Origin of the sequence: Azoarcus sp. CIB, assembly GCF_001190925.1 — a bacterium.
Taxonomy (GTDB): Bacteria; Pseudomonadota; Gammaproteobacteria; order Burkholderiales; family Rhodocyclaceae; genus Aromatoleum.
Genome location: NZ_CP011072.1, coordinates 3,007,106 through 3,031,771 on the forward strand (window position 1 = coordinate 3,007,106; position 24,666 = coordinate 3,031,771).

The following is a 24,666-nucleotide window of genomic DNA, read 5'->3' on the forward strand; positions in this document are numbered from 1 at the left end:
CATGGGAAGCGCTCTGATGGTCGAAGACGTGCAGCTTGCCCCCGGCATCGACAGCCGGGCGCCCAAGGTGTGCTTCTTCGAGGAATGCAACAAGGATTCGGTGCCGCTCGTCGGGGGCAAGTGCTCCTCGCTCGGGGAGCTGATCAACGCCGGGGTGCGGGTGCCGCCCGGCTTCGCCCTGACCACCGCCGGTTACGGGCAATTCATGCGCGACGCCGGTATCCAGGACGAGGTGAACGGGCTGCTGCAGGGGCTCGACCACGACGACATGGACAAGCTGGAGACCGCTTCCCGCACGATTCGCGAAATGATCGAGTCGCGGCCGATCTCGATCGAGCTGGAGGACCTGATCGCGGAGGCCTACCGCAAGCTGTCGGTGCGCTGCTACCTGCCGGCTGTGCCGGTGGCGGTGCGCTCCAGCGCCACGGCCGAGGATCTGCCGGGCGCGAGCTTCGCCGGCCAGCAGGACACCTACCTGTGGATCCGCGGCATCGACGACGTGATGCATTACGTGCGCCGCTGCATCTCCAGCCTATACACCGCACGCGCCATCGCCTACCGCATCCGCATGGGCTTCCCGCACGAGCAGGTGGCGATCAGCGTGGGTGTGCAGAAGATGGCGAACGCCTACACCGCGGGGGTGATGTTCACGCTGCACCCCTCCACCGGCGACCGCTCGGTGATCGTGATCGACTCGAACTTCGGCTTCGGCGAATCGGTGGTGTCGGGCGAGGTGACGCCGGACAACTTCGTGGTCAACAAAGTCACGCTGGACATCATCGACCGGACGATCTCGACCAAGACGGTCTGCTACACGGCCGACCTCAAGCTGCAGCGCTCGGTTGCGATGGAGGTGCCGGTCGAGCGCCAGAACATCCAGTCGATCCTCGACGACGAGATCACCGAGCTCGCGTGGATGGCCAAGAAGATCGAGAAGCACTACGGCCGTCCGATGGACATCGAGTGGGCGATCGACAAGAACCTGCCGGCCGGCGGCAACGTTTTCATCCTGCAAGCCCGGCCAGAGACCATCTGGAGCAACAGGCAGAAGGCGCCGGCGACGACCGGGGCGACTTCGGCGATGGATTACATCGTCTCGAACCTGCTCGTCGGCAAGCGCCTGGCCTGAGGAGGACACAACCGTGATCGTACGCAACTGGATGCAAGCCAACCCCGCGGTGCTCGGCAGCAACACGCTGCTGTCGGAAGCGAAGCGGATCCTCTCGGAAACCAACCTGCATGCGCTGCCGGTCGTCGATGACGGGCGCCTGCGCGGACTGATCACCCGCGCCGGCTGCCTGCGCGCCGCCCACGCCGCGATCCGCAGCCAGAGTCCGGACGAGCTGAACTACTTCTCCAACCACGTGAAGGTGAAGGACGTCATGGTGCGCAACCCCGCCACCATCGATGCCAACGACACGATGGAGCGCTGCCTGCAGGTCGGTCAGCAAGCGGGCGTCGGCCAGCTGCCCGTACTGGACGACGGGCATGTGGTGGGGATGATCTCGGCGATCGAGATGTTCTCGCTCGCGGCGCACTTCCTCGGCGCCTGGGAGCGGCGCAGCGGCGTGACGCTCGCGCCGACACGCATCGGCCCCGGGACGATCGGCCGCATCGCCGACATCGTCGAGGGCACCGGCGCCGAGGTACATGCGATCTACCCGATCAGCCTCGGGCCGAAGGGCGTCGCGAGCGGCGACCAGGAGCGCAAGGTCATCGTCCGCTTCCACCACGCCGATACCGCCGATGTCGTGCAGGCGCTCGCCGCCGCCGGCTACGAAGTCATCGAGTCGGTGCAGGCGACGCACTGATTCCCGTCACTTTCAAATCCCGCTTTCCCGCCAAGGAGTCATCCGAATGGACCTGAGATATTTCATCAACCAGTGCGCCGAAGCCAAGGAACTGAAGCGCGTCACGACCGAGGTCGACTGGAATCTGGAGCTGTCGCATGTCTCCAAGCTCACCGAAGAGAAGAAAGGCCCGGCGCTGCTGTTCGAGAGCGTCAAGGGCTATGACACGCCGGTGTTCACGGGCGCCTTCGCGACGACCAAGCGCCTCGCGATCATGCTCGGCCTGCCGCACGACCTGACGCTGTGCCAGTCGGCGCAGCAGTGGATGAAGAAGACGATCACGTCCGAGGGCCTGATCAAGGCGAAGGAAGTGAAGGACGGGCCGGTGCTGGAAAACGTGCTGACCGGCAACAAGGTCGATCTGAGCATGTTCCCGGTGCCGAAATTCTTCCCGCTCGACGGCGGGCGCTACATCGGAACGATGGTGTCGCTGGTGCTGAAGGACCCCGAGACGGGCGAGGTCAACCTCGGCACCTACCGCATGCAGATGCTCGACGACAAGCGCTGCGGCGTGCAGATCCTGCCCGGCAAGCGCGGGGAGCGGATCATGAAGAAGTACGCCAAGATGGGCAAGAAGATGCCCGCGGCGGCGATCATCGGTTGCGACCCGCTGATCTTCATGGCCGGCACGCTGATGCACAAGGGCGCCAGCGACTTCGACATCACCGGCACGGTGCGCGGCCAGCAGGCCGAGTTCCTGATGGCGCCGCTGACCGGTCTGCCGGTGCCGGCGGGCGCGGAGATCGTGCTCGAAGGCGAGATCGACCCGAACAACTTCCTGCCGGAAGGCCCGTTCGCCGAATACACCGGCTACTACACCGACGAGCTGCACAAGCCGATCCCGAAGCCGGTGCTGGAAGTGCAGCAGATCCTGCATCGCAACAACCCCATCCTGTGGGCGACCGGCCAGGGCCGGCCGGTGACCGACGTGCATATGCTGCTCGCCTTCACGCGTACGGCCACCCTCTGGACCGAGCTCGAGCAGATGCGCATCCCGGGCGTGCAGTCGGTGTGCGTGCTGCCGGAGTCGGCGGGACGCTTCTGGACGGTGGTGTCGCTGAAGCAGGCCTATCCCGGACATTCCAGGCAGGTCGCGGACGCGGTGCTCGGGACGAACACCGGCAACTACGGCATGAAGGGCGTCATCACGGTGGACGAGGACATCCAGGCGGACGACCTGCAGCGCGTGTTCTGGGCGCTGTCGTGCCGCTACGACCCGATGCGCGGCACCGAGCTCATCAAGCGCGGACGCTCCACGCCGCTGGATCCGGCGCTGGACCCGGACTCCAACAAGCTCATGACCTCCCGCATCCTGATGGACGCCTGCATTCCATACGAATGGAAGCAGAAGCCGGTCGAGGCGCGCATGGACGAGGAGACGCTCGCGAAGATCAAGGCGCGCTGGCACGAGTACGGGATCGGGGTGTGAGCGCTGCTCGGCCCGGATTAGCAGGTCCCTTCCCCTTCAAGGGGGAAGGACAGGATGGGGATGGGTCTCGGGCGGGCGTGCCTGCTCGATGGAAACCCATCCCCACCCCAGCCCTCCCCTTGAAGGGGAGGGAGCGTCCGTGCAGCACTCAACTAAAGAGGGAACGGAGACATGGAAAAGGCCAAGAACATCAAGCTGGTGATCCTCGACGTCGACGGCGTCATGACCGATGGCCGCATCGTCATCAATGACGAGGGCGTCGAGTCGCGCAACTTCGACATCAAGGACGGCATGGGCGTGATCGTGCTGCAGCTGTGCGGCATCGAGGTCGCGATCATCACGTCGAAGAAGTCCGGCGCGGTACGGCACCGCGCCGAGGAGCTGAAGATCAAGCGGTTTTACGAAGGCATCAAGAAGAAGACCGAGCCCTACGCGCTGATGCTCGAGGAGATGAACATCTCCGACGCCGAGGTCTGCTACGTGGGCGATGACCTCGTCGATCTGTCGATGATGAAGCGCGTCGGCCTGCCGATCGCGGTGGGCGACGCGGTGGGCGACGTGAAGGAGGCGGCGGCTTACGTGACGACCGCACGAGGCGGATACGGCGCCGTGCGCGAGGTCGCGGAGCTGATCCTGAAGGCGCAGGGCAAGTGGGACGCGATGCTCTCGAAGATCCATTGATTTACGACATTCACAGCGAGGAGACAGACATGGGAAAAATCTCAGCACCGCGAAGCAACCGCGAATTCATCGAGGCGTGCGTCAAGTCCGGCGACGCCGTCCGCATCAAGCAGGAAGTGGATTGGGACAACGAGGCCGGCGCGATCGTGCGCCGCGTGTGCGAGCTCGGCGAAGCCGCGCCCTTCATGGAGAGCATCAAGGATTACCCGGGCTTCAGCTACTTCGGCGCGCCCTTGTCGACCTACCGCCGCATGGCGATCGCGCTCGGCATGGACCCCGCATCGACGCTGCCGCAGATCGGCGCGGAATACCTCAAACGCACCAACAGCGAGCCGATTGCCCCGGTCGTCATCGACAAGCGGGACGCGCCCTGCAAGGAGAACATCCTGCTCGGCGACGACGTGGACCTGTGCAAGCTGCCGGTACCCCTGGTGCATGACGGCGACGGCGGGCGTTACGTCGGCACCTGGCATGGCGTGATCACGAAGCACCCGGTGCGCGGCGACGTGAACTGGGGCATGTACCGCCAGATGATGTGGGACGGCCGCACGATGTCGGGCGCCGTGTTCCCGTTCTCGGACCTCGGCAAGACGCTGACCGACTACTACCTGCCGCGTGGCGAGGGCTGCCCCTTCGCGACCGCGATCGGCCTGTCGCCTCTGGCCGCGATGGCCGCGTGCGCGCCCTCCCCGATCCCCGAACCGGAACTCACCGGCATGCTGGCGGGCGAGGCTGTGCGCCTGGTGAAGTGCGAGACCAACGACCTCGAAGTGCCGGCCGATGCCGAGATCATCATCGAGGGCATGATCCTGCCCGACTACAAGGTCGAGGAAGGACCGTTCGGCGAATACACGGGTTATCGCACCAGCCCGCGCGACTTCCGCGTCACCTTCCGCGTCGATGCGATCACCTATCGCAACAACGCGACCATGACGATCTCGAACATGGGTGTGCCGCAGGACGAGGGGCAATTGCTGCGCTCGTTCTCGCTGGGCCTGGAGCTCGAGAAATTGCTGAAGAGCCAGGGCATCCCGGTGACCGGGGTCTACATGCACCCGCGTTCGACGCACCACATGATGATCGTCGGCGTGAAGCCGACTTACGCCGGCATCGCGATGCAGATCGCGCAGCTCGCGTTCGGCTCCAAGCTCGGACCGTGGTTCCACATGGTGATGGTGGTCGACGACCAGACCGACATTTTCAACTGGGACGAGGTCTATCACGCGTTCTGCACGCGCTGCAATCCGGAGCGTGGCATCCACGTGTTCAAGAACACGACCGGCACCGCCCTCTATCCGCACGCAACCCCGCACGATCGCAAGTACTCGATCGGCTCGCAGGTGCTGTTCGACTGCCTGTGGCCGGTCGATTGGGACAAGACCAACGACGTCCCGACGCTCGTCAGCTTCAAGAACGTCTATCCCAAGGACATCCAGGAGCGGGTCACCAACAACTGGGCCGATTACGGCTTCCGCGGCGCAAAGAAATAAGGAGAGGCGGTCATGGCAAACAAGTGGGAAGTGTTCGTGATGGACCTCGCGGAACTGGCCGAGGGCAAGGAGCTGGAGCTGACGATCCGCACGCTCAACGACGGGCTGCACAAGTACACCTACCAGCGCGCGAAGGTGGAGGTGTCGAGCAAGCTCGACCAGTTCGCCGACAGCCTGCAGGTGCGGCTGGGGCGCGGTCAGCTGAGTGACCGCAAGTTCTCGATTCGGGTGATCGAGCGCGTCGAGCGCATGCCGGCACGGTATCTGTAAGCGCTCCGACCCGGGCGGGTCACGCACCCGCCCGGCCCGATTCAATCACCGAACGGAACAGCAAAACGATGGCCTACCCCGACCTGCGCAGCTTCTTGGCCGACCTCGGCGACGACCTGCTGCACGTGCGCGAGGAGTTCGACCCGAAGTTCGAGATCGCGGCCGTGCTGCGCAGCCTGCCCGCCGACGCGCCCGCGGCGCTGTTCGAGAACGTGCGCGGCTATCCGGGTGCGCGCGTCGCGGGCAACCTGTTCGGCGGACGCCGCCGTGTCGCCCGCGCTTTCGGCACCACTGAAGAACGCCTCGCGCAGACCTGGCTCGACAACAAGCAGCGCGCGATCGCGCCGGTGGCGGCGAAATCCGCACCGGTGCAGGAAATCGTGCATCGCGCGCCGGACGAACTGCTACCGCTGCTGCCGATCCTGACGCACCACGAGAAGGACGGCGCACCCTTCATCACGACCGGCGTCGTGCTGTGCACCGACCCGGCGACGGGACGACGCGGCATGGGCATCCACCGTATGATGATCAAGGGCGGAAACCGCCTCGGTATCCTGCTCGCGAACCCGCCGCTGTCGCAGTTCCACGCGAATGCCGAAGCGAAGGGCGAAGCGCTCGACGTCGCGATCGCGCTGGGGCTGGAGCCTGCGACACTGCTGGCGTCCGTCGTGCGCAGCGGCCCGCTGGGGCCGGACAAGATGGCGGTCGCGGGTGGACTGCGCGGCGATCCGGTGGAGCTCGTGCGCGCGCTGACCGTGAATGTCGAAGTCCCGGCGCGCGCCGAGATCGTCATCGAAGGCCGCATCCTGCCCGGAGTGCGTGAGCCTGAAGGCCCCTTCGGCGAGAACACCGGCTACTACTTCTCCAACGTCAGCCCGGTGGTCGAAGTCACGGCCGTCACGCACCGCGACAACTTCATCTATCCCGGCCTGTGCCCGTGGTCCGGCGACGTCGACACCCTGCTCTCCCTCGCGGCCGGCACCGAGCTGCTGGGCCAGCTGCAGACCATGGTCGCGGGCGTCGTCGATCTTGATCTCACCGGCGGCACCGCGGGCTTCTCGGCCGCGATCGCCGTGAAGGGTTGCCCGCGCCACGAAGTGCGGCGCCTGATCATGCTCGCGTTGAACCTCGACAAGCGCCTGAAGACCGTGACCGTCGTCGATGACGACGTGAACATCCGCGACCCGCGCGAGCTCGCGTGGGCGATGGCGACGCGCTACCTGCCCGAACGCGACACCGTGATCATCGGCGGCGCCGAAGGCTATGTCATCGACCCCTCCTCCGCCGGCACCAACGCCGGCTCCAAGGCCGGCTTCGTCGCCACGCGCGGCGCCGGCCCCGAATTCGACCGGATCACCCTGCCCGCCGCCGCGCTCGCGAAGGCCCAGGCCCTCCTCGCAACGCTGCGCAATTGATGGAGACACGCCCCATGAGAATCGTCGTCGGCATTTCCGGAGCAAGCGGTGCGATCTACGGCATCCGCATCCTCGAAGCCCTCAAGCACATCGGCGTCGAGACCGACCTCGTGATGTCGGATTCGGCCAAGCGCACGATCGTCTACGAGACGGATTACTCGATCAACGACGTCAAGCGCCTCGCCTCCTGCGTACATGACAACAACGACGTCGGTGCGTCGATCGCGAGCGGCTCGTTCAAGCACGCGGGCATGATCATCGCGCCCTGCTCGATCAAGACGCTCTCGGCCGTTGCGAACTGCTTCAATACGAACCTGCTGATCCGTGCCGCCGATGTCACGCTCAAGGAGCGCCGCAAGCTCGTGCTGATGCTGCGCGAGACGCCGCTGCACCTCGGCCACCTGCGCCTGATGTCGCAGGTCACCGAGACCGGCGCGGTGCTGGTGCCGCCGCTGCCGGCCTTCTACCACCGGCCCAAGACCATCGACGACATCATCAACCAGTCCGTGACCAAGGTGCTGGACCAGTTCGACCTCGACGTGGATCTCTTCGGGCGCTGGACCGGTAACGAGGAGCGCGAGCACGCGAAGTCGCAGCAGGGGCAGCCGGCATGCTGAGCACCGCCACCCGCCTCGAGCTTGAAGGCGAAGTCGCGCCGGGGCTCGGCGAAGGCACACGCTTCACGGCGATCGACTGGGTGATCGCGGAATTCCGCCGCAAGCTCGGCTTCATCCCCTGGCCCGGCACCTTCAACCTGCGCATGCGCGGTGACGCCTGGGAATGGGCACGCGCGCGCCTGCGCGCCGCCGCGGGCATCGCGATCACGCCACGGGACGGTTTCTGCGCGGCGAAATGCTTCGGCGTGCACATTGCCGGCCAACTCACCGGCGCCGTCGTGTTCCCCGAGATGCCCGACTACCCCGACGACAAGTTCGAGATCGTCGCGCCGCTGCCGATCCGCGAGACGCTCGGGCTGCAGGACGGCGACCTCGTGAACCTGCGCCTCGACCTTGCATTTTCCGCCCGCGACGACGCGGCGGCCGCCTGACCACTTCAAGGAGCGCCATCATGGCCCCGAAGTTCTGCCCGCAATGCAGCACGCCGCTGGTCCTCGCGAAGATCCACAACCGCGAGCGCGAAACCTGTCCGGCCTGCGGCGAGACCTTCTTCCACAAGCCCGCGCCGGTCGTGCTGGCGGTGATCGAGCACGCCGACAAGCTCGTACTGATCCGCCGCAATCTCGACCCGCTCGGCGGCTACTGGGCGCCCCCCGGAGGCTACGTCGAACAGGGCGAATCGCTCGAGGAGGCGGTCGTGCGCGAGGCGCGCGAGGAGACCGGACTGGAAGTCGCCGTCGATGGGCTGATCGGCGTGTATTCGCAGGCCGGCGTGCGCGCGGTGATTCTCGCGTACCGAGCGCACTCGCTCGCGGGCGAACCGGTCGCGGGCGACGATGCCGGCGAGATCGCCCTCATCGCGCCCGGCCAACTGCCGCTGCAGACGGCGCCCGAAGGCGCACCGCTGATCGACCGCTGGTTCTACGACGTCATCCAGGAAGTCACCGCACCATGGAAATGGGGGCGCCGGACGAGCGCCAGAACGATGATGAGGAGATAACGATGATCGCACCGACACCCCGCCCGTCAGGCTGAGCGCGTATTAGCCGGCACGCGGTCATGAGTCCGGGCCTTTGCTCCCTCCCCTTCAAGGGGAGGGCTGGGGTGGGGATGGGTTAAGCCGGCCCGGCAGAAACCCATCCCCCTCCTGACCTCCCCCTTGAAGGGGGAGGAACCGGGGCCCGAACAGACGACATCCACTGAATGCCGGATTCATTCGCCGACAACTCCGCAGCATCCGCCCGTACGGCAATGCCCGCTCCCGAACCCGGACGGCATCGGCGCGGGACGGTTCGTCCAAAATTTCGAGGAAGCCAGTCATGTCGTATTTCGATCAGACCACCGAAACCCTCCCGCGCAAACAGCTCGCCGCCCTGCAACTGGAGAAACTGCAGGCGATGATGACCGAGCTGTGGGGCAAGAACCGCTTCTACAGCAGCAAATGGAAGGCCGCCGGCGTCGAGCCACGCGACATCCGCTCGCTCGACGACCTCGCGCGCCTGCCGCTGACGACAAAATCCGAGCTGATGGAGGACCAGGCGGCGAACGGCCCCTTCGGCACCAACCTGACCTACCCGGTCGAGCACTACACCCGCCTGCACCAGACCTCGGGCACGACGGGCGTGCCGTTGAAAGTGCTCGACACCCAGGATTCGTGGGACTGGTGGGCGAAGTGCTGGGCGCACGTGTTGGCGGGCTCAGGGGTCGATGCGAGCGACCGCGTTTTCCTCGCGTTCGCCTTCGGCCCCTTCATCGGTTTCTGGGCGGCACTCGAAGGCGCACGCAAGCTCGGCGCAGTGATGATCCCCGGCGGCGGCCGCGATTCGCTGCAGCGCCTGGAACTGATGCGCGAAACCGGCGCGACGGTGCTGTGCTGTACGCCGACCTATGCGCTGCGGCTGGCGGAAGTGGCACGTGAACACGGCTTCGACATGAGCTCGCTGAAAATGAAGTCGACGGTGCATGCCGGCGAGCCGGGCGCGAACATCCCGTCGACCAAGGAGCGCATCGAATCCTCGTGGTCGGCGAAGTGCTTCGACCACGCGGGCGCATCGGAAATCGGCGCGCATTCCTTCGAATGCGAGAAGCAGCCGGGCGGCACGCACCTGATCGAGTCGGAATTCATCGCCGAGGTCATCGACCCCAAGACCGGCGAAGCGGTGAAGCCGGGCGAGCGCGGTGAGCTCGTGATCACCAACCTCGGCCGCTGGGGCTTCCCGCTGATCCGCTATCGCACCGGCGACCTCGTCGAGGTGAACCTCGACCCGTGTTCCTGCGGGCGGACGTTCATGCGCTTCCAGGGCGGCATCCTCGGCCGCGCCGACGACATGGTCACGGTGCGCGGCGTGAACGTGTTCCCGGCGGGCGTGGAAAACATCATCCGCAAGTTCGTCGAAGTGGACGAGTTCCGCATCACCGTCAGCAAGGTGAAGCACATGGACGAGATGGACATCGAGGTCGAGCTGTGCGAAGGCGCCGATCCCGCGGTCGTGCATTCGATCGCCGAACGCCTCGACTCGATGCTCGCGTTCCGTCCGCGCGTGCATAACGTCGGCCGCAACATCCTGCCGCGCTTCGACATGAAGGCGAAGCGCTTCCACGTGAACCGCGCGGCCTGAGCCCGCTTCCGCAGCGAGTACCGGCAATGGCCCGGCCGAGGCCAGGGGCGGCAACGCCCCGATTCGGCCAACGACGGCATCGCAAACAAGAAATCAAGGAGGAGGCATGAGACTCAAGCAAGTCGGCGTCGCGCTGGCCCTGTCGGGGCTGCTCATCGGCAATGCACTCGCGAAGGAAGGGGGCGACCAGTATCCGCATGGAAGCGAGAACTGGGTGGCGGGCGCACTACCGCCACCTGGAAACTATTTCCTCAACTACTTCGGCTACTACCACGCCGACAGCCTGCGCGACGGCGACGGCGACAAGGTGCCCGGGACCGGTGTCAGCGCCTGGTTCGACGCGATGCGCGTCGTCAAGGTCACGAACACGAAGATCCTCGGCGGAGACTGGGCGGTACAGGCCATCCTGCCCGTCGTGCAGCAGAAGCTGACTCTCGGCGACAGCAAGACCGTCACCGGGATCGGCGACATGCTGTTCTCGCCGCTCGTGATCGGCTGGCATGCCGGCAACCTGCACTGGGTCTTCGCCCTCGATTTCTTCGCCCCGACGGGCGAATACAAGTCGGGGCAGCCGCTCAAGAGCATCGGCACCAACTACTGGAGCGTGGAGCCCGTCCTCGCGGTGACCTGGATCTCGGATGCCGGCTGGGAGCTGTCGGGCAAGTTCATGTACAACATGAAGTTGAAGAACAAGGACTTCCGCCCTGCCCCCGGCGCGCCGAAAATGGATTACGAGTCGGGCGACGAGTTTCGCGTCGATTACCTCGCGGGCAAACGCTTCGGTCCGTGGGGTGTGGGCCTGTCCGGCTACTACCTGAAGCAGACGACCAACGACAAACTCGACGGCGAAACGCTGTCGTCGGCGCTCGGGCCGTGGTCGTCGGGGCGCAAGGGCGCGGTGTTCGCGATCGGGCCCAGCGTCAGCTACACGACCAAGGGCGGCACGATGTTCATCGGCCAGTGGCAGCACGAAACCGAGGCCGAGAACCGCTTCCAGGGCGACAAGGCGTGGTTCCGGCTGATCATGCCGTTCTGACAGGCGCGTGACGCGCCGCCGCCCGGACTTACGGGAGGCGGCGTGCCGCGGAGAACTGCTGCTCGAAGTCGTCCAACGGCACCGGGCGGCTGAAGAAATAGCCCTGGAAGTTGCTACAGCCGTGCACCGCGAGGAAGTTGCGCTGTTCAGCGGTCTCGACGCCTTCGGCGATCACCTCCAGGCCCAGGCTCTGGCCGAGCGCGATGATGGTGCGGACGATGGCGGCGTCGTTGGCGTTCTCGGTCACGTCGCGCACGAAGGACTGGTCGATCTTGAGCTGGTCGAGCGGCAGCCGCCGCAGGCAGGACAGCGACGAGAAGCCGGTGCCGAAGTCGTCGAGCGAGAACTGGATGCCCGTCGCCTTGAGCGTCGCCATCTTGTCGACGACCTGGTCGATGTTCTCGACGACCATGCTCTCGGTCAGCTCGAGCTTGAGGTTCGCGGGGTCCGCCCCCGTCGCCCTGACGACATCGAGCACTTCGTGGACGAAGTCGTCCTGCCGGAACTGCCGCGCGCTGACATTCACGGACAGCCTGAGGTGGCGCGTGGCCACGTCGGACTCCCACACCTTGAGCTGCCGGCACGCCGTTTCCAGCACCCAGCGGCCGATCGGCAGGATCATCCCCGATTCTTCCGCGAGCGGGATGAACTCGCACGGCGGGATCATCCCGCGCTCGGGGTGCAGCCAGCGGATCAGCACCTCGGCCCCCTGGATCGAGCCGGCACAATCCACCTGCATCTGGTAGTAGAGCCGCAACTGGTCGGGCAGCGCCTTGCTCAGCCAGCCTTCCAGGCGCACGCGTTCCTCCAGCGCCGCCTGCATCGCGGCATCGAAGAAATGGATGCCGCCACGCCCGCGGCTGCGCGCCTCGAACATCGACGCATCGGCCTGCTTGAGCAACTCGTCCACGGTGCCTTCCGCGCCCGAGAACATGCTGATGCCGATGCTGACCGAACACTGGATCTCCTGACCGTCGACATCGAGCGGCTGCCTGATCACCGCCTGGATGCGCTCGGCGATCTCGCGCGCGGCGATCGCTGCGGCATCCTTTTCCGGGCTCAGGCCGTTGGCGACCACGACGAACTCGTCGCTGCCGACGCGCGCGACGGTGTCCTCGCGGTGAACGCTGGCGGCAACCCGACGCGCGATCTCGACCAGCAGGCGGTCGCCGACCTCGTGGCCGCGCGTGTCGTTGAGCGCCCGGAAACCGTCCAGGTCGATGAACAGCACCGCGCCGCGCGTCTCGCTGCGGCGCCCGGCCAGCAGCGATTGTCCGAGGCGGTCGAACAGCAGGCGGCGATTCGGCAGGCTGGTGAGCGAATCGTAGAAGGACAGGTTATGCACCTGTTCCTCGGCGTGTCGGCGTTCCGTCTCCGACGCGAGCTCGCGCCGCAGACTCTGGTCCAGCCTGCCGACCAGGCGAATCAACAGGCCGTACAGCAACACGGCCGTGATCGCGACGAAGAACCAGCCCTTGCCCTGGCTGACCTTCACGATGAGGTCGGGGTCGCGGAAGAGGAAACCCACCGCTTCGTCGGAAAGCAGGATCCACAGCGAAGCGAACACCGCATACGCCAGGACGACCCTGAGTACGCCTGCCTTCGCATCGAGCGTGCTGTCCTGTTCTCCCATCAACGAACTTCCCCAAAACGGCTGGCCGCCGCGACATCGCAGCAGCCGGAATGAGTCCTATTAAATCGCGAAACGGCCATATGCCGACAGGAAAAAATTCCCGCCGGGCATCAAGCGCGCGGCCGTCAAGGTTGGCTCAGAACGGCAGGCGACGCTTCGGAGGCTGGGCCGGCTTCTTCGCGGCCTCGGGTTTCACGGCCTTCACGGGTTTGCGCGGGAGGTTCATTTCCTCGCGCGCGAAACGGACCTTGCCTTCGAGCACGCAGCCACGCATGCCGGGCTCGCACACCGCGCCCTGTACGCGCTGACACACGCCATCGATGTCGTGTGGACAACTCCATGCGCCGCTGCTCATGTCGAAACGCTCCCGCTCGTCGCTCAAAAGCCAACCATAACGCAGCACGGACAGCTCCCCCATGAGGAAGGTCAATTCAGCCGATATGTTGCGCGGGCGCGGTGTGCCGCGCATCATGACTGCAACATCCATCCGACCGACGGTGTGCCCCCCCATGTTCATTCCCGGACACGTCTCCCCTGATCCGCTCGGCGACGACGACCTGTGTTTCGTATTCCGCAAGAACGCCCTGCTCGTGCACAACCGGGAGGGCGATACCCGGGTGCCTGCGCGCGGCGAGCCGGGCGGGCTGCATCCGTCGAGCCGGCAGCACTATATCGGACGCATCGGGGACCGGCACTGCTACGCCGCGGACGCCGGACCGGATGCGCCCGCTCCGGAGGGAATGGAGTGGCATGATCTGCGCTCCCTGTTCAGCCGGCTCGACGAAACCTCATTCGGGGTGGCGGGACGCGCCGTGCAGATCGTGCAGTGGGATCTGACGCATCGCTACTGCGGCCGCTGCGGCACGGCAACGGAGCCGCACCCGAGCGAGCGTTCGCGGGTGTGCCCCGGCTGCGGCATGGTCCACTACCCGCGCCTGGCCCCGGCGGTGATGGCGCTGGTGCGGCGCGGCGACGAACTGCTGCTCGCACGCTCCCCGCACTTTCCCGAAGGCATGTTCAGCGCGCTGGCCGGGTTCGTCGAGCCGGGCGAATCGCTGGAGCAGACGCTGGCGCGCGAAGTACGCGAGGAGGTCGGGATCGAGATCACCAACGTCCGTTATTTCGGCAGCCAACCCTGGCCTTTTCCGAATTCGCTGATGATCGGCTTCGTCGCTGACTACGCCGGCGGCAGGATCGTCCTGCAGCCCGAGGAGATCGAGGCCGCAGACTGGTTCACGATCGACCGCCTGCCGCGCCTGCCGCACCGCATCAGCATCGCGCGGCGACTGATCGACGCAGCGGTGCGCGAAATCGAAGCGAGCCGAGCAGCCAGCTGCCGATCGTGACACTCTATGGAATTCATTTTTTAATTCAATTGGAGCTATCGCACACCGATCGTTAGAGTGACACCCATCGAGCGAGACAAACCGCTCGGTCCTCTTACCCACTACGACACAGGAGTGCGACATGTCCCGGATCAACCAGCAGATCAAGTCCTTCAAGGCCACCGCCTTCCACAACGGCAAGTTCGTTCCGGTCAGTGACGAGACGCTGAAAGGCCAGTGGTCGGTGGTGTTCTTCTACCCGGCCGACTTCACCTTCGTGTGCCCGACCGAGCTCGGCGACCTCGCCGACAACTACGCCGAGTTCCAGAAGATGGGCGTCGAGATCTACGCCGTGTCGACCGACACCCACTTCACCCACAAGGCGTGGCACGACAGCTCGGAGACGATCGGCAAGATCCGCTACCCGATGGTCGGCGACCCCACCGGCACGATCTCGCGCAACTTCGACGTGATGATCGAATCGGAAGGCCTGGCCGACCGCGGCACCTTCGTGATCGACCCTGACGGCAAGATCCAGATCGTCGAGATCACCGCCGGCGGCATCGGCCGCGACGCGTCAGAGCTGCTGCGCAAGGTCAAGGCCGCGCAATACGTCGCCAGCCACCCGGGCGAAGTGTGCCCGGCGAAGTGGAAGGAAGGCGACGCGACGCTGGCTCCCTCGCTGGACCTCGTCGGCAAGATCTGAGCCGGCACATAACGCGCAGGGCGGGAGAAGCGCAGCGCATCCCGCCAATCCAAGCGCAGGCACCCGCCCGACGGCCGCATGGCGGGATACGCCTGGGGCTCCTCCCGCCCTACGCCCTCGCCGGCCCTATGCCCCCGCCCCCTGCATTTCACGGACGACCCCGCCATGCTCGACGCGAACATCAAGAAGCAGTTGAAGACCTACCTCGAACGCCTCACCCAGCCGATCGAAATCGTCGCCTCGCTGGACGACGGCGACAAGTCGCGCGAGATGCAGGCCCTGCTCGGCGACATCGCCGAACAGTCGAATCTGATCACCATCGTCGAACGCCGCGACGACACCGAACGCAAGCCCTCCTTCGCGATCAACCGCAAGGGTGAGGACACCGGCGTGCGCTTCGCCGGCCTGCCGATGGGCCACGAATTCACGTCGCTGATCCTCGCGCTGCTGCAGGTCGGCGGCCACCCGCCCAAGGTCGAGCAGGAGGTGATCGAGCAGATCCGCGCGATCGAAGGCAGCTACGAGTTCGAGACCTTCATCTCGCTCTCCTGCCACAACTGCCCGGATGTCGCGCAGGCGCTCAACCTGCTGTCGGTGATCAACCCCAACATCCGCCACACGATGATCGACGGCGCGCTGTTCCAGGCCGAGGTCGACGCCCGTCAGGTGATGGCGGTGCCGACCGTGTTCCTCAACGGCCAGCACTTCGGCCAGGGCCGCATGGAACTTGCCGAGATCGTGGCGAAGATCGACACCGGCGCCCAGGCTCGTGCGGCCGGGAAGATCGCCGCGAAAGACGAATTCGACGTGCTCGTCGTCGGCGGCGGGCCGGCCGGCGCCGCGGCGGCGATCTACGCCGCACGCAAGGGCATCCGCACCGGCGTCGTCGCCGAACGCTTCGGCGGCCAGGTGATGGACACCCTCGCGATCGAGAATTTCATCTCGGTGACGGCCACCGAAGGCCCGAAGCTCGCGATGGCGCTCGAGGAGCACGTCAAGGAATACGACGTCGACATCATGAACCTGCAGCGCGCAGCGGCGGTGATCCCGCAGGAGCGCGGCTTCGAGGTGAAGCTCGAGAACGGCGCGTCGCTCAAGGCCCGTTCGGTGATCCTCGCGACCGGCGCGCGCTGGCGCGAAATGAACGTGCCGGGCGAGAAGGAATTCCGCGGCAAGGGCGTGGCCTACTGCCCGCACTGCGACGGCCCGCTGTTCAAGGGCAAGCGCGTCGCGGTGATCGGCGGCGGCAACTCGGGTGTCGAAGCGGCGATCGACCTCGCCGGGATCGTCTCGCACCTCACGCTGCTCGAATTCGCCGACACGCTGCGCGCCGACGCGGTGCTGCAGAAGAAGCTCGCGAGCCTGCCCAACGTCACGGTCATCACCAACGCGCAGACCACCGAAGTGACGGGCGAAGCGAAAGTGAACGGACTGGTCTACAAGGATCGCGTGTCGGGCGAAACGCAGCGCATCGCGCTTGAAGGCATCTTCGTGCAGATCGGCCTGCTGCCGAACACGGACTTCGTGAAGGACACGGTCGAGCGCACGAGATTCGGCGAGATCGTCGTCGATGCGCGCGGCCAGACTTCGGTGCCGGGCCTGTTCGCGGCCGGCGACTGCACGACGGTTCCCTTCAAGCAGATCGTCATCGCGATGGGCGACGGCGCGAAAGCCTCGCTGGCGGCCTTCGATCACCTGATCAGGGAGTCCGTGCCGGCCTGACGTTCAGGGCGATTGCCGGGCCTTCTGGCGGGATGCGCTGCGCTTCTCCCGCCCTACGCTTGCTGCAGAAGAAACTCCCGGCGCGACAGATGACCGTGCGCGCCGGGAGTGCGGGTGACGCAGAACTGCATCACCCGCGAAAACTCACGCGGCTGCGCGGCGATCCGGGAAGTTGATGACCGCGTCGGACTGACGGCGTTCGGCGTACAACGAGTCCTCCAGCCCGGCACGGCCAGAGGTGCCAGAATCGGCGGAATACTCGACCGGCACCTTGCCCGCCACCGCCGCGAGGTTGCCCTGCGCCGCGGCCAGCAGTTCGTAGCAGGACGCGGCCAGTGCCTCGATCCTGCGCGAGTTCTGGGCATGCAGCGGGGAGAACGCATCGTCGGACGACGCGGCGGGATCGGCCTCCTGCCGCAATGCCAGCTCGGAGATCGCAATGTTCGCGGCCTCGTTCTGGATCTGGTAGAGCCGTTCGCGCAGCGCCACGAGGGCGGTGTTCATGCGCGCGATCGTGCGCATTGTCGGCAGGCGCCGCGGCGCGCCCTCCCCGGCGCTGTCCGTCCATTGCGCAAGTCCGTCATCGACGGTCGCACGTGCGAGCTGCCACGCCACTTCGGCATTCAGGCGCTGATCCCACGCGATCTCGTTCGCCTCGCCCTGCCCGACGGGCGGGATGAACTCGTTCTCCAGATTGGGTGCGGAGAGTCGTTCGTTCGGTGTCATGCTCATTGCTGTCTCCTCCATTGAATCCTGTCCGGCTGCGGTCTGATGCCGATTTACCGGTCGATGTTAAAGCCCCGATTTTGCAAAATTATTATCGAAATCAAAGATATCTCCGATACCTCCCTTCGGGTAGCGGCACTACCCGCTTTCGGGCCGGTCGATGAATCCGTATTTTCTTTTGAGTCCATTGCGCAGCGAAGGTTCGCAGTGCGTTACTGCGGAAACCCATCCCCCTCCTGACCGGTAGTCTCGTCTTCGCCTCGCCGCTCCACAGGCGGCGAGCAGTGCTCGCCGAAACCCCTGCTCCGCCCCCCTTGAAGGGAGAGGAATACGGTGCCCCAGCAGACTTCACATATCTGATTGCCGCCTTAATAGCGCAAGGCCCGCTCGATGAAGTTGCGCTGCACGCGGGGGCGCGGCACCCGGTCGGAGAACCAGCTGCGCACGTCCTGGTCCAGCCCGATGCCGTGCATGTAGTTGTAGAGCGCCTTGTTCAGCGCCACGCCCAGTTGGTCGTGATCGACGCCGGTCGGGTCGATGAAGCGCACGTCGTTCTTCGCGAAGGTCACGGGCGGCAGCGGGACGAGCTTCACGCCGTATTCGTCCGGGTTCTGGCCGACCGGCGAATGCACCGTGCACGCGAAACGGTGGAAGAAGCCGGACTGGATGCAGCCGGATTCGAACAGCTGGCGCACGTATTCGAGGGCGTCGACGGTGTCCTGCACGGTCTGGGTGGGGAAGCCGTACATCAGGTAGGCGTGCACGAGGATGCCGGCTTCGGTGAAGGCGTTGGTGACGCGTGCGACCTGGTCCACCGACACGCCCTTCTTCATGAGCTGCAGCAGGCGATCCGACGCCACCTCCAGCCCGCCCGACACGGCGATGCAGCCGCTCTCGGCGAGCAGGCGGCACAGGTCCGGGGTGAAGGATTTTTCGAAGCGGATGTTGCCCCACCACGAGATCGCCACGCCGCGGTCCAGGAGCTCCTGCGCGAGCGCCTTCAGCGCCTTGGGCGGTGCGGCCTCGTCGACGAAATGGAAGCCGGTCTGGCCCGTCTCCGCGATGATCGCCTCGATGCGGTCGACCAGCGTCTTCGCGCTCGCGCCGTCGTAGCGCGAGATGTAGTCGAGGCTGACGTCGCAGAAGCTGCACTTCTTCCAATAGCAGCCGTGCGCGACGGTGAGCTTGTTCCAGCGTCCGTCCGACCACAGGCGGTGCATCGGGTTGAGCATGTCGAGCACCGACAGGTAGCGGTCGAGCGGCAGGCCGTCCCAGGTCGGGGTGCCGACTTCGGCGAAGGCGATGTCAGCCTCGCCGAGGTTCGCGTAGCGCACTTCGCCCGAGTCGGCGTCGCGGAAGAAGGTGCGCACGAGGCGCGAACGCCCGCGGCCGCCCTGCAGGTGGTCGAGCAGCGCGAGGATCGGGCGCTCGCCGTCGTCGAGCGTGACGTAATCGAAATAGTCGAAGACGCGCGGCTCCGTGAGTTCGCGCAGCTCGGTGTTGACGAAGCCGCCGCCCAGCACCGTGACGATCTTCGGGTCGCGCGCCTTGATCGCCTGCGCGATGCGGAAGGCGCCGTACACCGCGCCGGGAAAGGGCACCGACAGCAGCACGACCTGCGGGGCATGGCGGGCGATCGCATCGAGCGCGAGTTCGCGCAGCGTCTCGTCGACGAGGTTGAGCGGCTCGGCCAGCGCCAACGCGAGCGGCTCGAAACTCGCTTGGCTCTGGGCCAAGGATTCGGCGTAGCGCACGAACTCGAATCGCGGATCGACCGCCTCGCGCAGCACGTCGGCGACGTCGTTGAGGTACAGCGTCGCGAGGTGGCGGGCGCGGTCTTCCAGCCCCAGCGCGCCGAAGGCCCACGCGAGCGGGTCGCCGCCTTCCGGGTCGATATAGACGTCCAGCGATTCGAAGCGCGAGCCTTCGGGCAGGAAGTTGCGCCCGCAGATGCGGTTCGCGAGGGTCGGGTCGCGGCCCTGCAGGAAGGCGATGGCCGGGCCGATCGTGATGCGGTAGCGCTCGAACTGCGCGAGGAAGGCCCTCACGCGCGGGCTGCGCTGGCGCTCGGGCGTCGCCTCGATGCGGTCGCGGATCGCGCTGAGTCCGTCGCGCGACAAAAGGCGCAGCACGAGCGCGAGCGCGAGATCCTCCTGCACCGCATCGACGCTGCGCGAACGCAGGAAGCCGGTGAGGTAGGCCGTCGAAGGGTACGGGGTGTTGAGTTGCGTCATCGGCGGGATCACCGACAGGACGCGCAGGGAAGTTTCGGACATGAGGGGCGGCACGAGGCCGTGTTGTGCGGACTGTAGCAGCCGCATTCTAGGGCCAATGGGGGGAGCGCGGGCGCTGCCGGGGCAATTGCGCGACTTGCCGCAAGGCGGATGAGCAACAAGCTTGGCGGTAAATCTGCATGCGGCGGAAGGCGCTTCGCTTTTCCGCCCTACGGCTCTGGGGTGCGAACGGCGAAAGCTAATGCAGCGTTCCTGCCATTGACGGCAGCACGCAGCCCCCGTCGCGGATCATCCCGGCGAACTCGGCGGCGGGAATCGCACGGCTGCACAGGAAGCCCTGCATCTCGTCGCAGCGGTGGCGGCGCAGGAAGTCGAGCTGCGCCACGGTCTCGACGCCTTCGGCGACGACGGTCTGGTTGAGGCTGTGGGCGAGCGAGATAACCATGCGGGCGATCGCGGCGTCCTCCGAAGACGTCGTGAGGTCGGCGACGAAGGACTGGTCGATCTTGACGCTGTCGATGAGGAAGCGCTTGAGGTAGTTCAGGCTGGAATAGCCAGTGCCGAAGTCGTCGAGCGAGACCAGCACGCCGATGTCCTTGAGCGTGCGCAGGATCACGATGGTGCGCTCCGGGTTGCTCATCACGCCGCTCTCGGTGACTTCGAGGTGCAGGCTCCGCGCGGGCACCCCGGACGAACGCAAGGCCTCGCCCAGCACGCCGACGAGATCCTCCTGCTGGAACTGCCGCGCCGAGACATTGACCGCGACGCTGACACCCGTGAGCCCTTCCTCGCGCCAGGCCTTCAGCTGGCGGCACGCGGTGTTGATGACCCATTCGCCGATCGGCACGATGAGACCCGTTTCCTCGGCCAGCGGGATGAAATCGGCCGGCGACACCATGCCCAGCACCGGATGGCGCCAGCGGATCAGCGCCTCGGCGCCGACCACGCGCCCGTTGGTGAGCTCGACCTTGGGCTGGTAGTGCAGTTCCAGCTCGCCCTGGTCGAGCGCCCGGCGCAGGCCGTTTTCGAGTTCCAGGCGTTCGAGCATGCGTGCGTTCATCTCGGGCGCGTAGAAGCGGAAGTCGTTGCGCCCCTGCTCCTTCGCGCGGTACATCGCGACGTCGGCATTCTTCACCAGCAGGGCCGCCGATTCGCCGTCGCGCGGAAACAGCGCGACGCCCAGGCTGCCGGTGACGACGATCTCGTGGCCCGACAGCTTCATCGGCGCCGACACGCGCTGCAGCACCTTGGCCGCGAGCGAGGCGGCATCGCTTTCGGCCCACAGCTCGGACATGACGATCATGAACTCGTCGCCGCCGAGGCGCGCCACGGTGTCGCCCTGGCGCACGCAGGCCGCGAGGCGCCGCGCCACCTCGCAGATCAGTTCGTCGCCGACGGCATGGCCGAGGCTGTCGTTGATCAGCTTGAAGCGGTCGAGGTCGAGCAGCATCACGGCCACCGCGCCGGCGTTGCGCTGCGCGCGGATCATCGACTGCTGCAGGCGGTCGTTGAGCAGGTTGCGGTTGGCGAGTCCGGTCAGGGCGTCGTGGTTGGCCTGCTGTTCGAGCTCCGCCTCATAGCGCTTGCGGTCGGTGAGGTCGTTGAAGATCGAGATGAAGTGCGACACGCGCCCGCTCGGGTCGTGCATCGACGCGAGCGAGATCTCGTTCCAGAACAGCGAACCGTCCTTGCGGTAGCAGCGCAGCGTGACCCGGGCATCGCGCCCGCGGCGCACCGCCTCGCGCAGACGCTCGATGTCGGGCTGGTCCCAGTCGTCGCCGACCAGCAGGCGCGTGTTGCGCCCGATGATCTCCTCGGGCGCATAGCCGGTCATCAGCGTGAAGGCGGGGTTCACGTACAGCACCGGGTTATCGGCCTCGCGGTCGGCCGCGCTGATCACGATGGCGTTGATGCTCTCGTCGATGGCACGGTTGCGCAGGCGCAGCGTCTCCTCGGTGCGCTGCTGCACGACGCGCGCGCGCAGCGTGTGGATGCCGTAGGCGATGTCGTCCGCCAGCTCGCCGAGCAGCTCGAGCTCGTCCCCATCGAAGGCTTCCTTCTCGCGCGTGACGATGCACAGCACGCCGAAAGTCTCATGCTCGAATACGAGGGGCAGCACCGCGGCCGCCTGGAAGCCGCGTCCGAGTGCCGCCTCGCGCCAGCGCACAAGGCGCGGGTCCGACGCGATGTCGTGCACGACCTGCGGTGCGCGCGTGCGCACCGCCTCGCCCACCGGGCCGTTGCCACAAGCGTTGTCGCCCCACGAAAAGCGGAAGGATTTCAGCAGGCTGGCCCCCTCGCCCGCGGCGGCGACCGTCTCCACGGTGCAGTCGGCGTCGTGCCACGCCAGGCTCACCCACGCGATGCCGTAGTTCCCGAGCTCGATGAGGAAGCGGCACATGTCCGCGAGCAGCCGCCGCTCGTCGGTGGCGCGCACCAGCGTGCGGTTGCACTCGGCCATCACGTTGCGCGCGCGCAGCACACGCCGCAGCTGCGCCTCGGCGAGCTTGCGGGTCTCGACCTCGCCCGCGAGATCCGCGGCGCGGCGTTCGAGCTCCTCGGCCTTGGCGGCGAGCTTGTCGGTGAGCACGCGCAAATGCTCGCGCTCGAATTCGGCATCGCTCGCGGGCGGCAGTTCCTTCACCGCCTGGCGGAGCGTGTCGTCGATGGCGCGCACGATGTCATCGGGGTTGCAGGGCTTCACGAGGATGCGCGACACGCCGAGGATGCCGGCGAGGTTGCGCACTTCGCGCTCGTGGTAATTGGCCGTATAGAAGACCACCGGCGTATCGGCGATCGCCGGATCCGCACGCAGCCGGCGCACGAACTCGTAACCGTCCACGTTGGGCATGAGGATGTCGCAGATGACCAGCTGCGGACGCTGCGCCCGCACGATGGCGAGCCCTTCGGCGCCGTCGCCCGCCTCCAGCGCCTCGTGCCCCTCGTAGCCAGCCAGGGCCACGATGAGTTCGCGATTCGCGGCATGGTCGTCTATGACAAGAATCTTCGCCATCGGCACGCATCCTCACGGGTCGGCGGGCGGACCGGCCTTGCGCCGTCCGGCCTTCAGGTAGGCTTCGACCTCGCTGACGAAGGTCTCTGGAACGATGGGCTTGGAGATGTAGCCGTCGAAGCCCGCGAGCATCACCCGAGTCTGGTCGCCCGACATCGAGAACGCTGTGACCGCGATCACGGGGACGTCGTTCAGCGCGACGTCCATGCGGATGTGTCGAAGCATTTCGAAGCCGTCCATCACCGGCATGCGCAGGTCGCTGACGATGAGGTCGGGAGGCGGCTCCTTGCGGGCGAGTTCCAGCCCCTGCCGGCCGTCCTCGGCGATCAGCACGATGTGCCCGGCCGCTTCGAGCAGGTAGCTGACGAGTTCGAGGTTCGCCGGGTTGTCCTCGACGAGGAGAATGCGCGCCGTCACGGTCATCCCTCCGGCAACACGAGCGCGAAGGTGCTGCCGACCCCCGGCACGCTCTCGACGGTGATCCGGCCGCCCATCTGCCCGGCGAGCTTCTGGCTCAGGTGCAGCCCGAGGCCGGTTCCCTCGGCAAACTTGCCGCTGCGCGGCGTGATGCGCGCGAACGGGGCGAACAGGCGCTGCAGGTCCTCCTCGCCGATGCCCACGCCGGTGTCGCGGACGCTGACCTCGACCAGCGCACGCTCACCCTCCATGCGCCGCGCGAGCCGGATCGTGACGCCTCCGCGCTCGGTGAACTTGATCGCGTTCTGCACCAGGTTGATGAGGATCTGACTGAAGGCGCGCCGGTCGGTCGCCAGCTGCAAGGGCTCGACGACGACCTCGATCGCGAACGCCAGTCCCTTCCCTTCCGCCCCCGGGCGCAGCGTCGCCGCCACGTCCTCCACGACCGCCCGGCAATCCAGGGGTTCGACCACCAGCTCGACCTTGCCGGCCTCGATCTTCGCGATGTCGAGCAGATCGTTGATGAGCTCGAGCAGATGCTGGCCGCCGGACTGGACGCGGCGCAGCTGCCTTTCCTGCACCTCGGTCAGAGGCCCCGGCAGCTTCATCAGCAGCGTTCCGGTGAAGCCGATGATCGCGTTGAGCGGCGTGCGCAGTTCGTGGCTCATGCTCGCGAGGAAGCGGTCCTTCGCGGCGTTGGCCTTTGCGAGCTCGACGTTCTTCTCGTGCAGCGCACGCTCGATGCGCTTGCGTTCAGTGATGTCGCGGATCGCACTGGTCACCAGCGTGCCCTCCCCCGTCTCCAGCGGACTGAGTCCGATCTCGACCGGAAACTCGCTGCCGTCCTGTCGCAGGCCGTACAGCTCCAGCCCCATGCCCATCGCCCGCGTGCGCAGTTGACCGAAGTAGGCCGAACGATGCGCGACATGCCCGCCGCGCAGGCGCTCGGGCAGCAGCACTTCCACCGGCAGGCCGCGCAGGCGCCCCGCCGCGTAGCCGAATAGGGCCTCGGCCTGGCTGTTCGCGAACACGATGCGCCCCGACGCGTTGATCAGCACGATGCCGTCGGGCATCGACTCCAGCAGCTTGCTGTAACGGGCGTCGACGAGTTTCGCGTCGCGCATCACCTTGAGTTGCGTGACGTCCTTCTCACACACGATCAGGTACTGCGGCCGTCCCTGGCTGTCGCGTACCGTCTTCGCGCTGATCGAGACGAAGACCAGTGAACCGTCCTTGCAGCGCCGCAGCGATTCGATCGCGGCGAAGCCCGTTTCCAGCGCCTCGCACCGCATGCCGCGCTCCTCGTCCGCGCGGTCGGCGGGCACGATGAGGTCGAGCAGGTCCCGCCCCACGACCTCGTTCGCCGCGTAACCGAAGATGGCTTCGGCGCTCCTGCTCCAGTGCAGGACGATCCCCTCCGGCGATTGCACCACGAATGCATCGGGCGCCTCGTCCAGCAGGAGACCGCAAACGTCCATCGCCAT

Annotated in this window: 22 protein-coding genes; 15 read left to right on the forward strand and 7 right to left on the reverse strand. The window is 66.4% G+C overall.

Features of this window, described 5'->3' with window-relative positions:
• Window position 1: 1 nt before the first annotated feature.
• The 12 genes from AzCIB_RS13280 (at window position 2) to AzCIB_RS13335 (ending at window position 11,406) form a co-directional block, all read left to right on the forward strand.
• On the forward strand, window positions 2–1,129 hold the full coding sequence (locus tag AzCIB_RS13280) for a PEP/pyruvate-binding domain-containing protein (RefSeq protein ID WP_050416332.1): 1,128 nt from the start codon (window positions 2–4) through the stop codon (window positions 1,127–1,129).
• 13 nt (window positions 1,130–1,142) lie between these two features.
• Window positions 1,143–1,811 carry a CBS domain-containing protein gene (locus tag AzCIB_RS13285; protein ID WP_050416333.1) on the forward strand — a complete coding sequence of 223 codons (669 nt, stop codon included), beginning with the start codon at window positions 1,143–1,145 and terminating at the stop codon, window positions 1,809–1,811.
• 46 nt (window positions 1,812–1,857) lie between these two features.
• Complete coding sequence (gene ppcB / locus AzCIB_RS13290) at window positions 1,858–3,279, forward strand: phenylphosphate carboxylase subunit beta (protein WP_050416334.1); 1,422 nt, start codon at window positions 1,858–1,860, stop codon at window positions 3,277–3,279.
• Between the two features lie 171 nt (window positions 3,280–3,450).
• Window positions 3,451–3,960 (forward strand): phenylphosphate carboxylase subunit delta, encoded by a 510-nt coding sequence (ppcD, locus tag AzCIB_RS13295; protein ID WP_050416335.1) that lies wholly within the window; start codon window positions 3,451–3,453, stop codon window positions 3,958–3,960.
• Between the two features lie 29 nt (window positions 3,961–3,989).
• Window positions 3,990–5,450 carry a phenylphosphate carboxylase subunit alpha gene (gene ppcA / locus AzCIB_RS13300; RefSeq protein WP_050416336.1) on the forward strand — a complete coding sequence of 487 codons (1,461 nt, stop codon included), beginning with the start codon at window positions 3,990–3,992 and terminating at the stop codon, window positions 5,448–5,450.
• A 12-nt stretch (window positions 5,451–5,462) separates the two neighbouring features.
• Window positions 5,463–5,720: a phenylphosphate carboxylase subunit gamma gene (gene ppcG, locus AzCIB_RS13305; RefSeq protein WP_050416337.1), complete on the forward strand. Its 258-nt coding sequence runs from the start codon at window positions 5,463–5,465 to the stop codon at window positions 5,718–5,720.
• Between the two features lie 68 nt (window positions 5,721–5,788).
• Window positions 5,789–7,135, forward strand: coding sequence for a UbiD family decarboxylase (locus AzCIB_RS13310; RefSeq protein WP_050416338.1), 1,347 nt, complete (start codon window positions 5,789–5,791; stop codon window positions 7,133–7,135).
• A gap of 14 nt (window positions 7,136–7,149) precedes the next feature.
• The gene (locus AzCIB_RS13315) at window positions 7,150–7,752 is read left to right on the forward strand and encodes a UbiX family flavin prenyltransferase (RefSeq protein WP_050416339.1); all 603 of its coding nucleotides are present in this window, start codon (window positions 7,150–7,152) and stop codon (window positions 7,750–7,752) included.
• Entirely contained in the window at window positions 7,746–8,183 is a 438-nt protein-coding gene (locus AzCIB_RS13320) for a DUF120 domain-containing protein (protein ID WP_050416340.1), read from the forward strand. The genes AzCIB_RS13315 and AzCIB_RS13320 overlap by 7 nt, the downstream gene beginning before the upstream one ends.
• Before the next feature lie 20 nt (window positions 8,184–8,203).
• Complete coding sequence (locus tag AzCIB_RS13325; RefSeq protein WP_050416341.1) at window positions 8,204–8,752, forward strand: NUDIX hydrolase; 549 nt, start codon at window positions 8,204–8,206, stop codon at window positions 8,750–8,752.
• A 319-nt stretch (window positions 8,753–9,071) separates the two neighbouring features.
• A complete protein-coding gene (locus AzCIB_RS13330; RefSeq protein WP_050416342.1) occupies window positions 9,072–10,370 on the forward strand; it encodes a phenylacetate--CoA ligase family protein in 1,299 nt (432 codons plus the stop codon).
• Window positions 10,371–10,476: 106 nt separating this feature from the next.
• Window positions 10,477–11,406 (forward strand): SphA family protein, encoded by a 930-nt coding sequence (locus AzCIB_RS13335; protein ID WP_050416343.1) that lies wholly within the window; start codon window positions 10,477–10,479, stop codon window positions 11,404–11,406.
• Between the two features lie 28 nt (window positions 11,407–11,434).
• Here the strand turns inward: AzCIB_RS13335 and AzCIB_RS13340 are convergent, their stop codons facing one another.
• Window positions 11,435–13,039 (reverse strand): putative bifunctional diguanylate cyclase/phosphodiesterase, encoded by a 1,605-nt coding sequence (locus AzCIB_RS13340; protein WP_050416344.1) that lies wholly within the window; start codon window positions 13,037–13,039, stop codon window positions 11,435–11,437.
• 136 nt (window positions 13,040–13,175) lie between these two features.
• The gene (locus AzCIB_RS13345; RefSeq protein ID WP_232299221.1) at window positions 13,176–13,511 is read right to left on the reverse strand and encodes a hypothetical protein; all 336 of its coding nucleotides are present in this window, start codon (window positions 13,509–13,511) and stop codon (window positions 13,176–13,178) included.
• A gap of 37 nt (window positions 13,512–13,548) precedes the next feature.
• On the opposite strand from AzCIB_RS13345, the gene nudC reads away from it, so the two are divergent.
• The 3 genes from nudC (at window position 13,549) to ahpF (ending at window position 16,792) form a co-directional block, all read left to right on the forward strand.
• Entirely contained in the window at window positions 13,549–14,385 is an 837-nt protein-coding gene (gene nudC / locus AzCIB_RS13350) for an NAD(+) diphosphatase (RefSeq protein ID WP_050416345.1), read from the forward strand.
• Between the two features lie 121 nt (window positions 14,386–14,506).
• Entirely contained in the window at window positions 14,507–15,070 is a 564-nt protein-coding gene (gene ahpC / locus AzCIB_RS13355; protein ID WP_050416346.1) for an alkyl hydroperoxide reductase subunit C, read from the forward strand.
• A 165-nt stretch (window positions 15,071–15,235) separates the two neighbouring features.
• Window positions 15,236–16,792 (forward strand): alkyl hydroperoxide reductase subunit F, encoded by a 1,557-nt coding sequence (ahpF, locus tag AzCIB_RS13360; protein ID WP_050416347.1) that lies wholly within the window; start codon window positions 15,236–15,238, stop codon window positions 16,790–16,792.
• Window positions 16,793–16,936: 144 nt separating this feature from the next.
• On the opposite strand, the gene AzCIB_RS13365 is transcribed toward ahpF, so the two are convergent.
• The 5 genes from AzCIB_RS13365 to AzCIB_RS24900 form a co-directional block, all read right to left on the reverse strand.
• Window positions 16,937–17,524 carry a hypothetical protein gene (locus tag AzCIB_RS13365; protein ID WP_050416348.1) on the reverse strand — a complete coding sequence of 196 codons (588 nt, stop codon included), beginning with the start codon at window positions 17,522–17,524 and terminating at the stop codon, window positions 16,937–16,939.
• Between the two features lie 362 nt (window positions 17,525–17,886).
• Window positions 17,887–19,794 carry a B12-binding domain-containing radical SAM protein gene (locus AzCIB_RS13370; protein ID WP_050418369.1) on the reverse strand — a complete coding sequence of 636 codons (1,908 nt, stop codon included), beginning with the start codon at window positions 19,792–19,794 and terminating at the stop codon, window positions 17,887–17,889.
• Between the two features lie 196 nt (window positions 19,795–19,990).
• The gene (locus AzCIB_RS13375; protein ID WP_050416349.1) at window positions 19,991–22,765 is read right to left on the reverse strand and encodes a two-component system response regulator; all 2,775 of its coding nucleotides are present in this window, start codon (window positions 22,763–22,765) and stop codon (window positions 19,991–19,993) included.
• A 12-nt stretch (window positions 22,766–22,777) separates the two neighbouring features.
• Window positions 22,778–23,182, reverse strand: coding sequence for a response regulator (locus AzCIB_RS13380; protein ID WP_050418370.1), 405 nt, complete (start codon window positions 23,180–23,182; stop codon window positions 22,778–22,780).
• A 2-nt stretch (window positions 23,183–23,184) separates the two neighbouring features.
• The gene (locus AzCIB_RS24900; RefSeq protein ID WP_050416350.1) at window positions 23,185–24,666 is read right to left on the reverse strand and encodes a PAS domain S-box protein; all 1,482 of its coding nucleotides are present in this window, start codon (window positions 24,664–24,666) and stop codon (window positions 23,185–23,187) included.

Bases quoted from the DNA above. Each gene is read 5' to 3' on its own strand.
- AzCIB_RS13340 (WP_050416344.1), bottom strand. From the start codon at position 13,039: ATGGGAGAACAGGACAGCACGCTCGATGCGAAGGCAGGCGTACTCAGG.
- AzCIB_RS13280 (WP_050416332.1), top strand. From the start codon at position 2: ATGGGAAGCGCTCTGATGGTCGAAGACGTGCAGCTTGCCCCCGGCATC.
- AzCIB_RS13330 (WP_050416342.1), top strand. From the start codon at position 9,072: ATGTCGTATTTCGATCAGACCACCGAAACCCTCCCGCGCAAACAGCTC.
- AzCIB_RS13370 (WP_050418369.1), bottom strand. From the start codon at position 19,794: ATGTCCGAAACTTCCCTGCGCGTCCTGTCGGTGATCCCGCCGATGACG.
- ahpC (WP_050416346.1), top strand. From the start codon at position 14,507: ATGTCCCGGATCAACCAGCAGATCAAGTCCTTCAAGGCCACCGCCTTC.
- AzCIB_RS13375 (WP_050416349.1), bottom strand. From the start codon at position 22,765: ATGGCGAAGATTCTTGTCATAGACGACCATGCCGCGAATCGCGAACTC.
- AzCIB_RS24900 (WP_050416350.1), bottom strand. From the start codon at position 24,666: ATGGCGATGGACGTTTGCGGTCTCCTGCTGGACGAGGCGCCCGATGCA.
- ppcD (WP_050416335.1), top strand. From the start codon at position 3,451: ATGGAAAAGGCCAAGAACATCAAGCTGGTGATCCTCGACGTCGACGGC.
- ppcB (WP_050416334.1), top strand. From the start codon at position 1,858: ATGGACCTGAGATATTTCATCAACCAGTGCGCCGAAGCCAAGGAACTG.
- ahpF (WP_050416347.1), top strand. From the start codon at position 15,236: ATGCTCGACGCGAACATCAAGAAGCAGTTGAAGACCTACCTCGAACGC.
- nudC (WP_050416345.1), top strand. From the start codon at position 13,549: ATGTTCATTCCCGGACACGTCTCCCCTGATCCGCTCGGCGACGACGAC.
- AzCIB_RS13320 (WP_050416340.1), top strand. From the start codon at position 7,746: ATGCTGAGCACCGCCACCCGCCTCGAGCTTGAAGGCGAAGTCGCGCCG.
- AzCIB_RS13310 (WP_050416338.1), top strand. From the start codon at position 5,789: ATGGCCTACCCCGACCTGCGCAGCTTCTTGGCCGACCTCGGCGACGAC.
- AzCIB_RS13335 (WP_050416343.1), top strand. From the start codon at position 10,477: ATGAGACTCAAGCAAGTCGGCGTCGCGCTGGCCCTGTCGGGGCTGCTC.
- AzCIB_RS13345 (WP_232299221.1), bottom strand. From the start codon at position 13,511: ATGATGCGCGGCACACCGCGCCCGCGCAACATATCGGCTGAATTGACC.
- AzCIB_RS13315 (WP_050416339.1), top strand. From the start codon at position 7,150: ATGAGAATCGTCGTCGGCATTTCCGGAGCAAGCGGTGCGATCTACGGC.
- AzCIB_RS13365 (WP_050416348.1), bottom strand. From the start codon at position 17,524: ATGAGCATGACACCGAACGAACGACTCTCCGCACCCAATCTGGAGAAC.
- AzCIB_RS13325 (WP_050416341.1), top strand. From the start codon at position 8,204: ATGGCCCCGAAGTTCTGCCCGCAATGCAGCACGCCGCTGGTCCTCGCG.
- ppcA (WP_050416336.1), top strand. From the start codon at position 3,990: ATGGGAAAAATCTCAGCACCGCGAAGCAACCGCGAATTCATCGAGGCG.
- ppcG (WP_050416337.1), top strand. From the start codon at position 5,463: ATGGCAAACAAGTGGGAAGTGTTCGTGATGGACCTCGCGGAACTGGCC.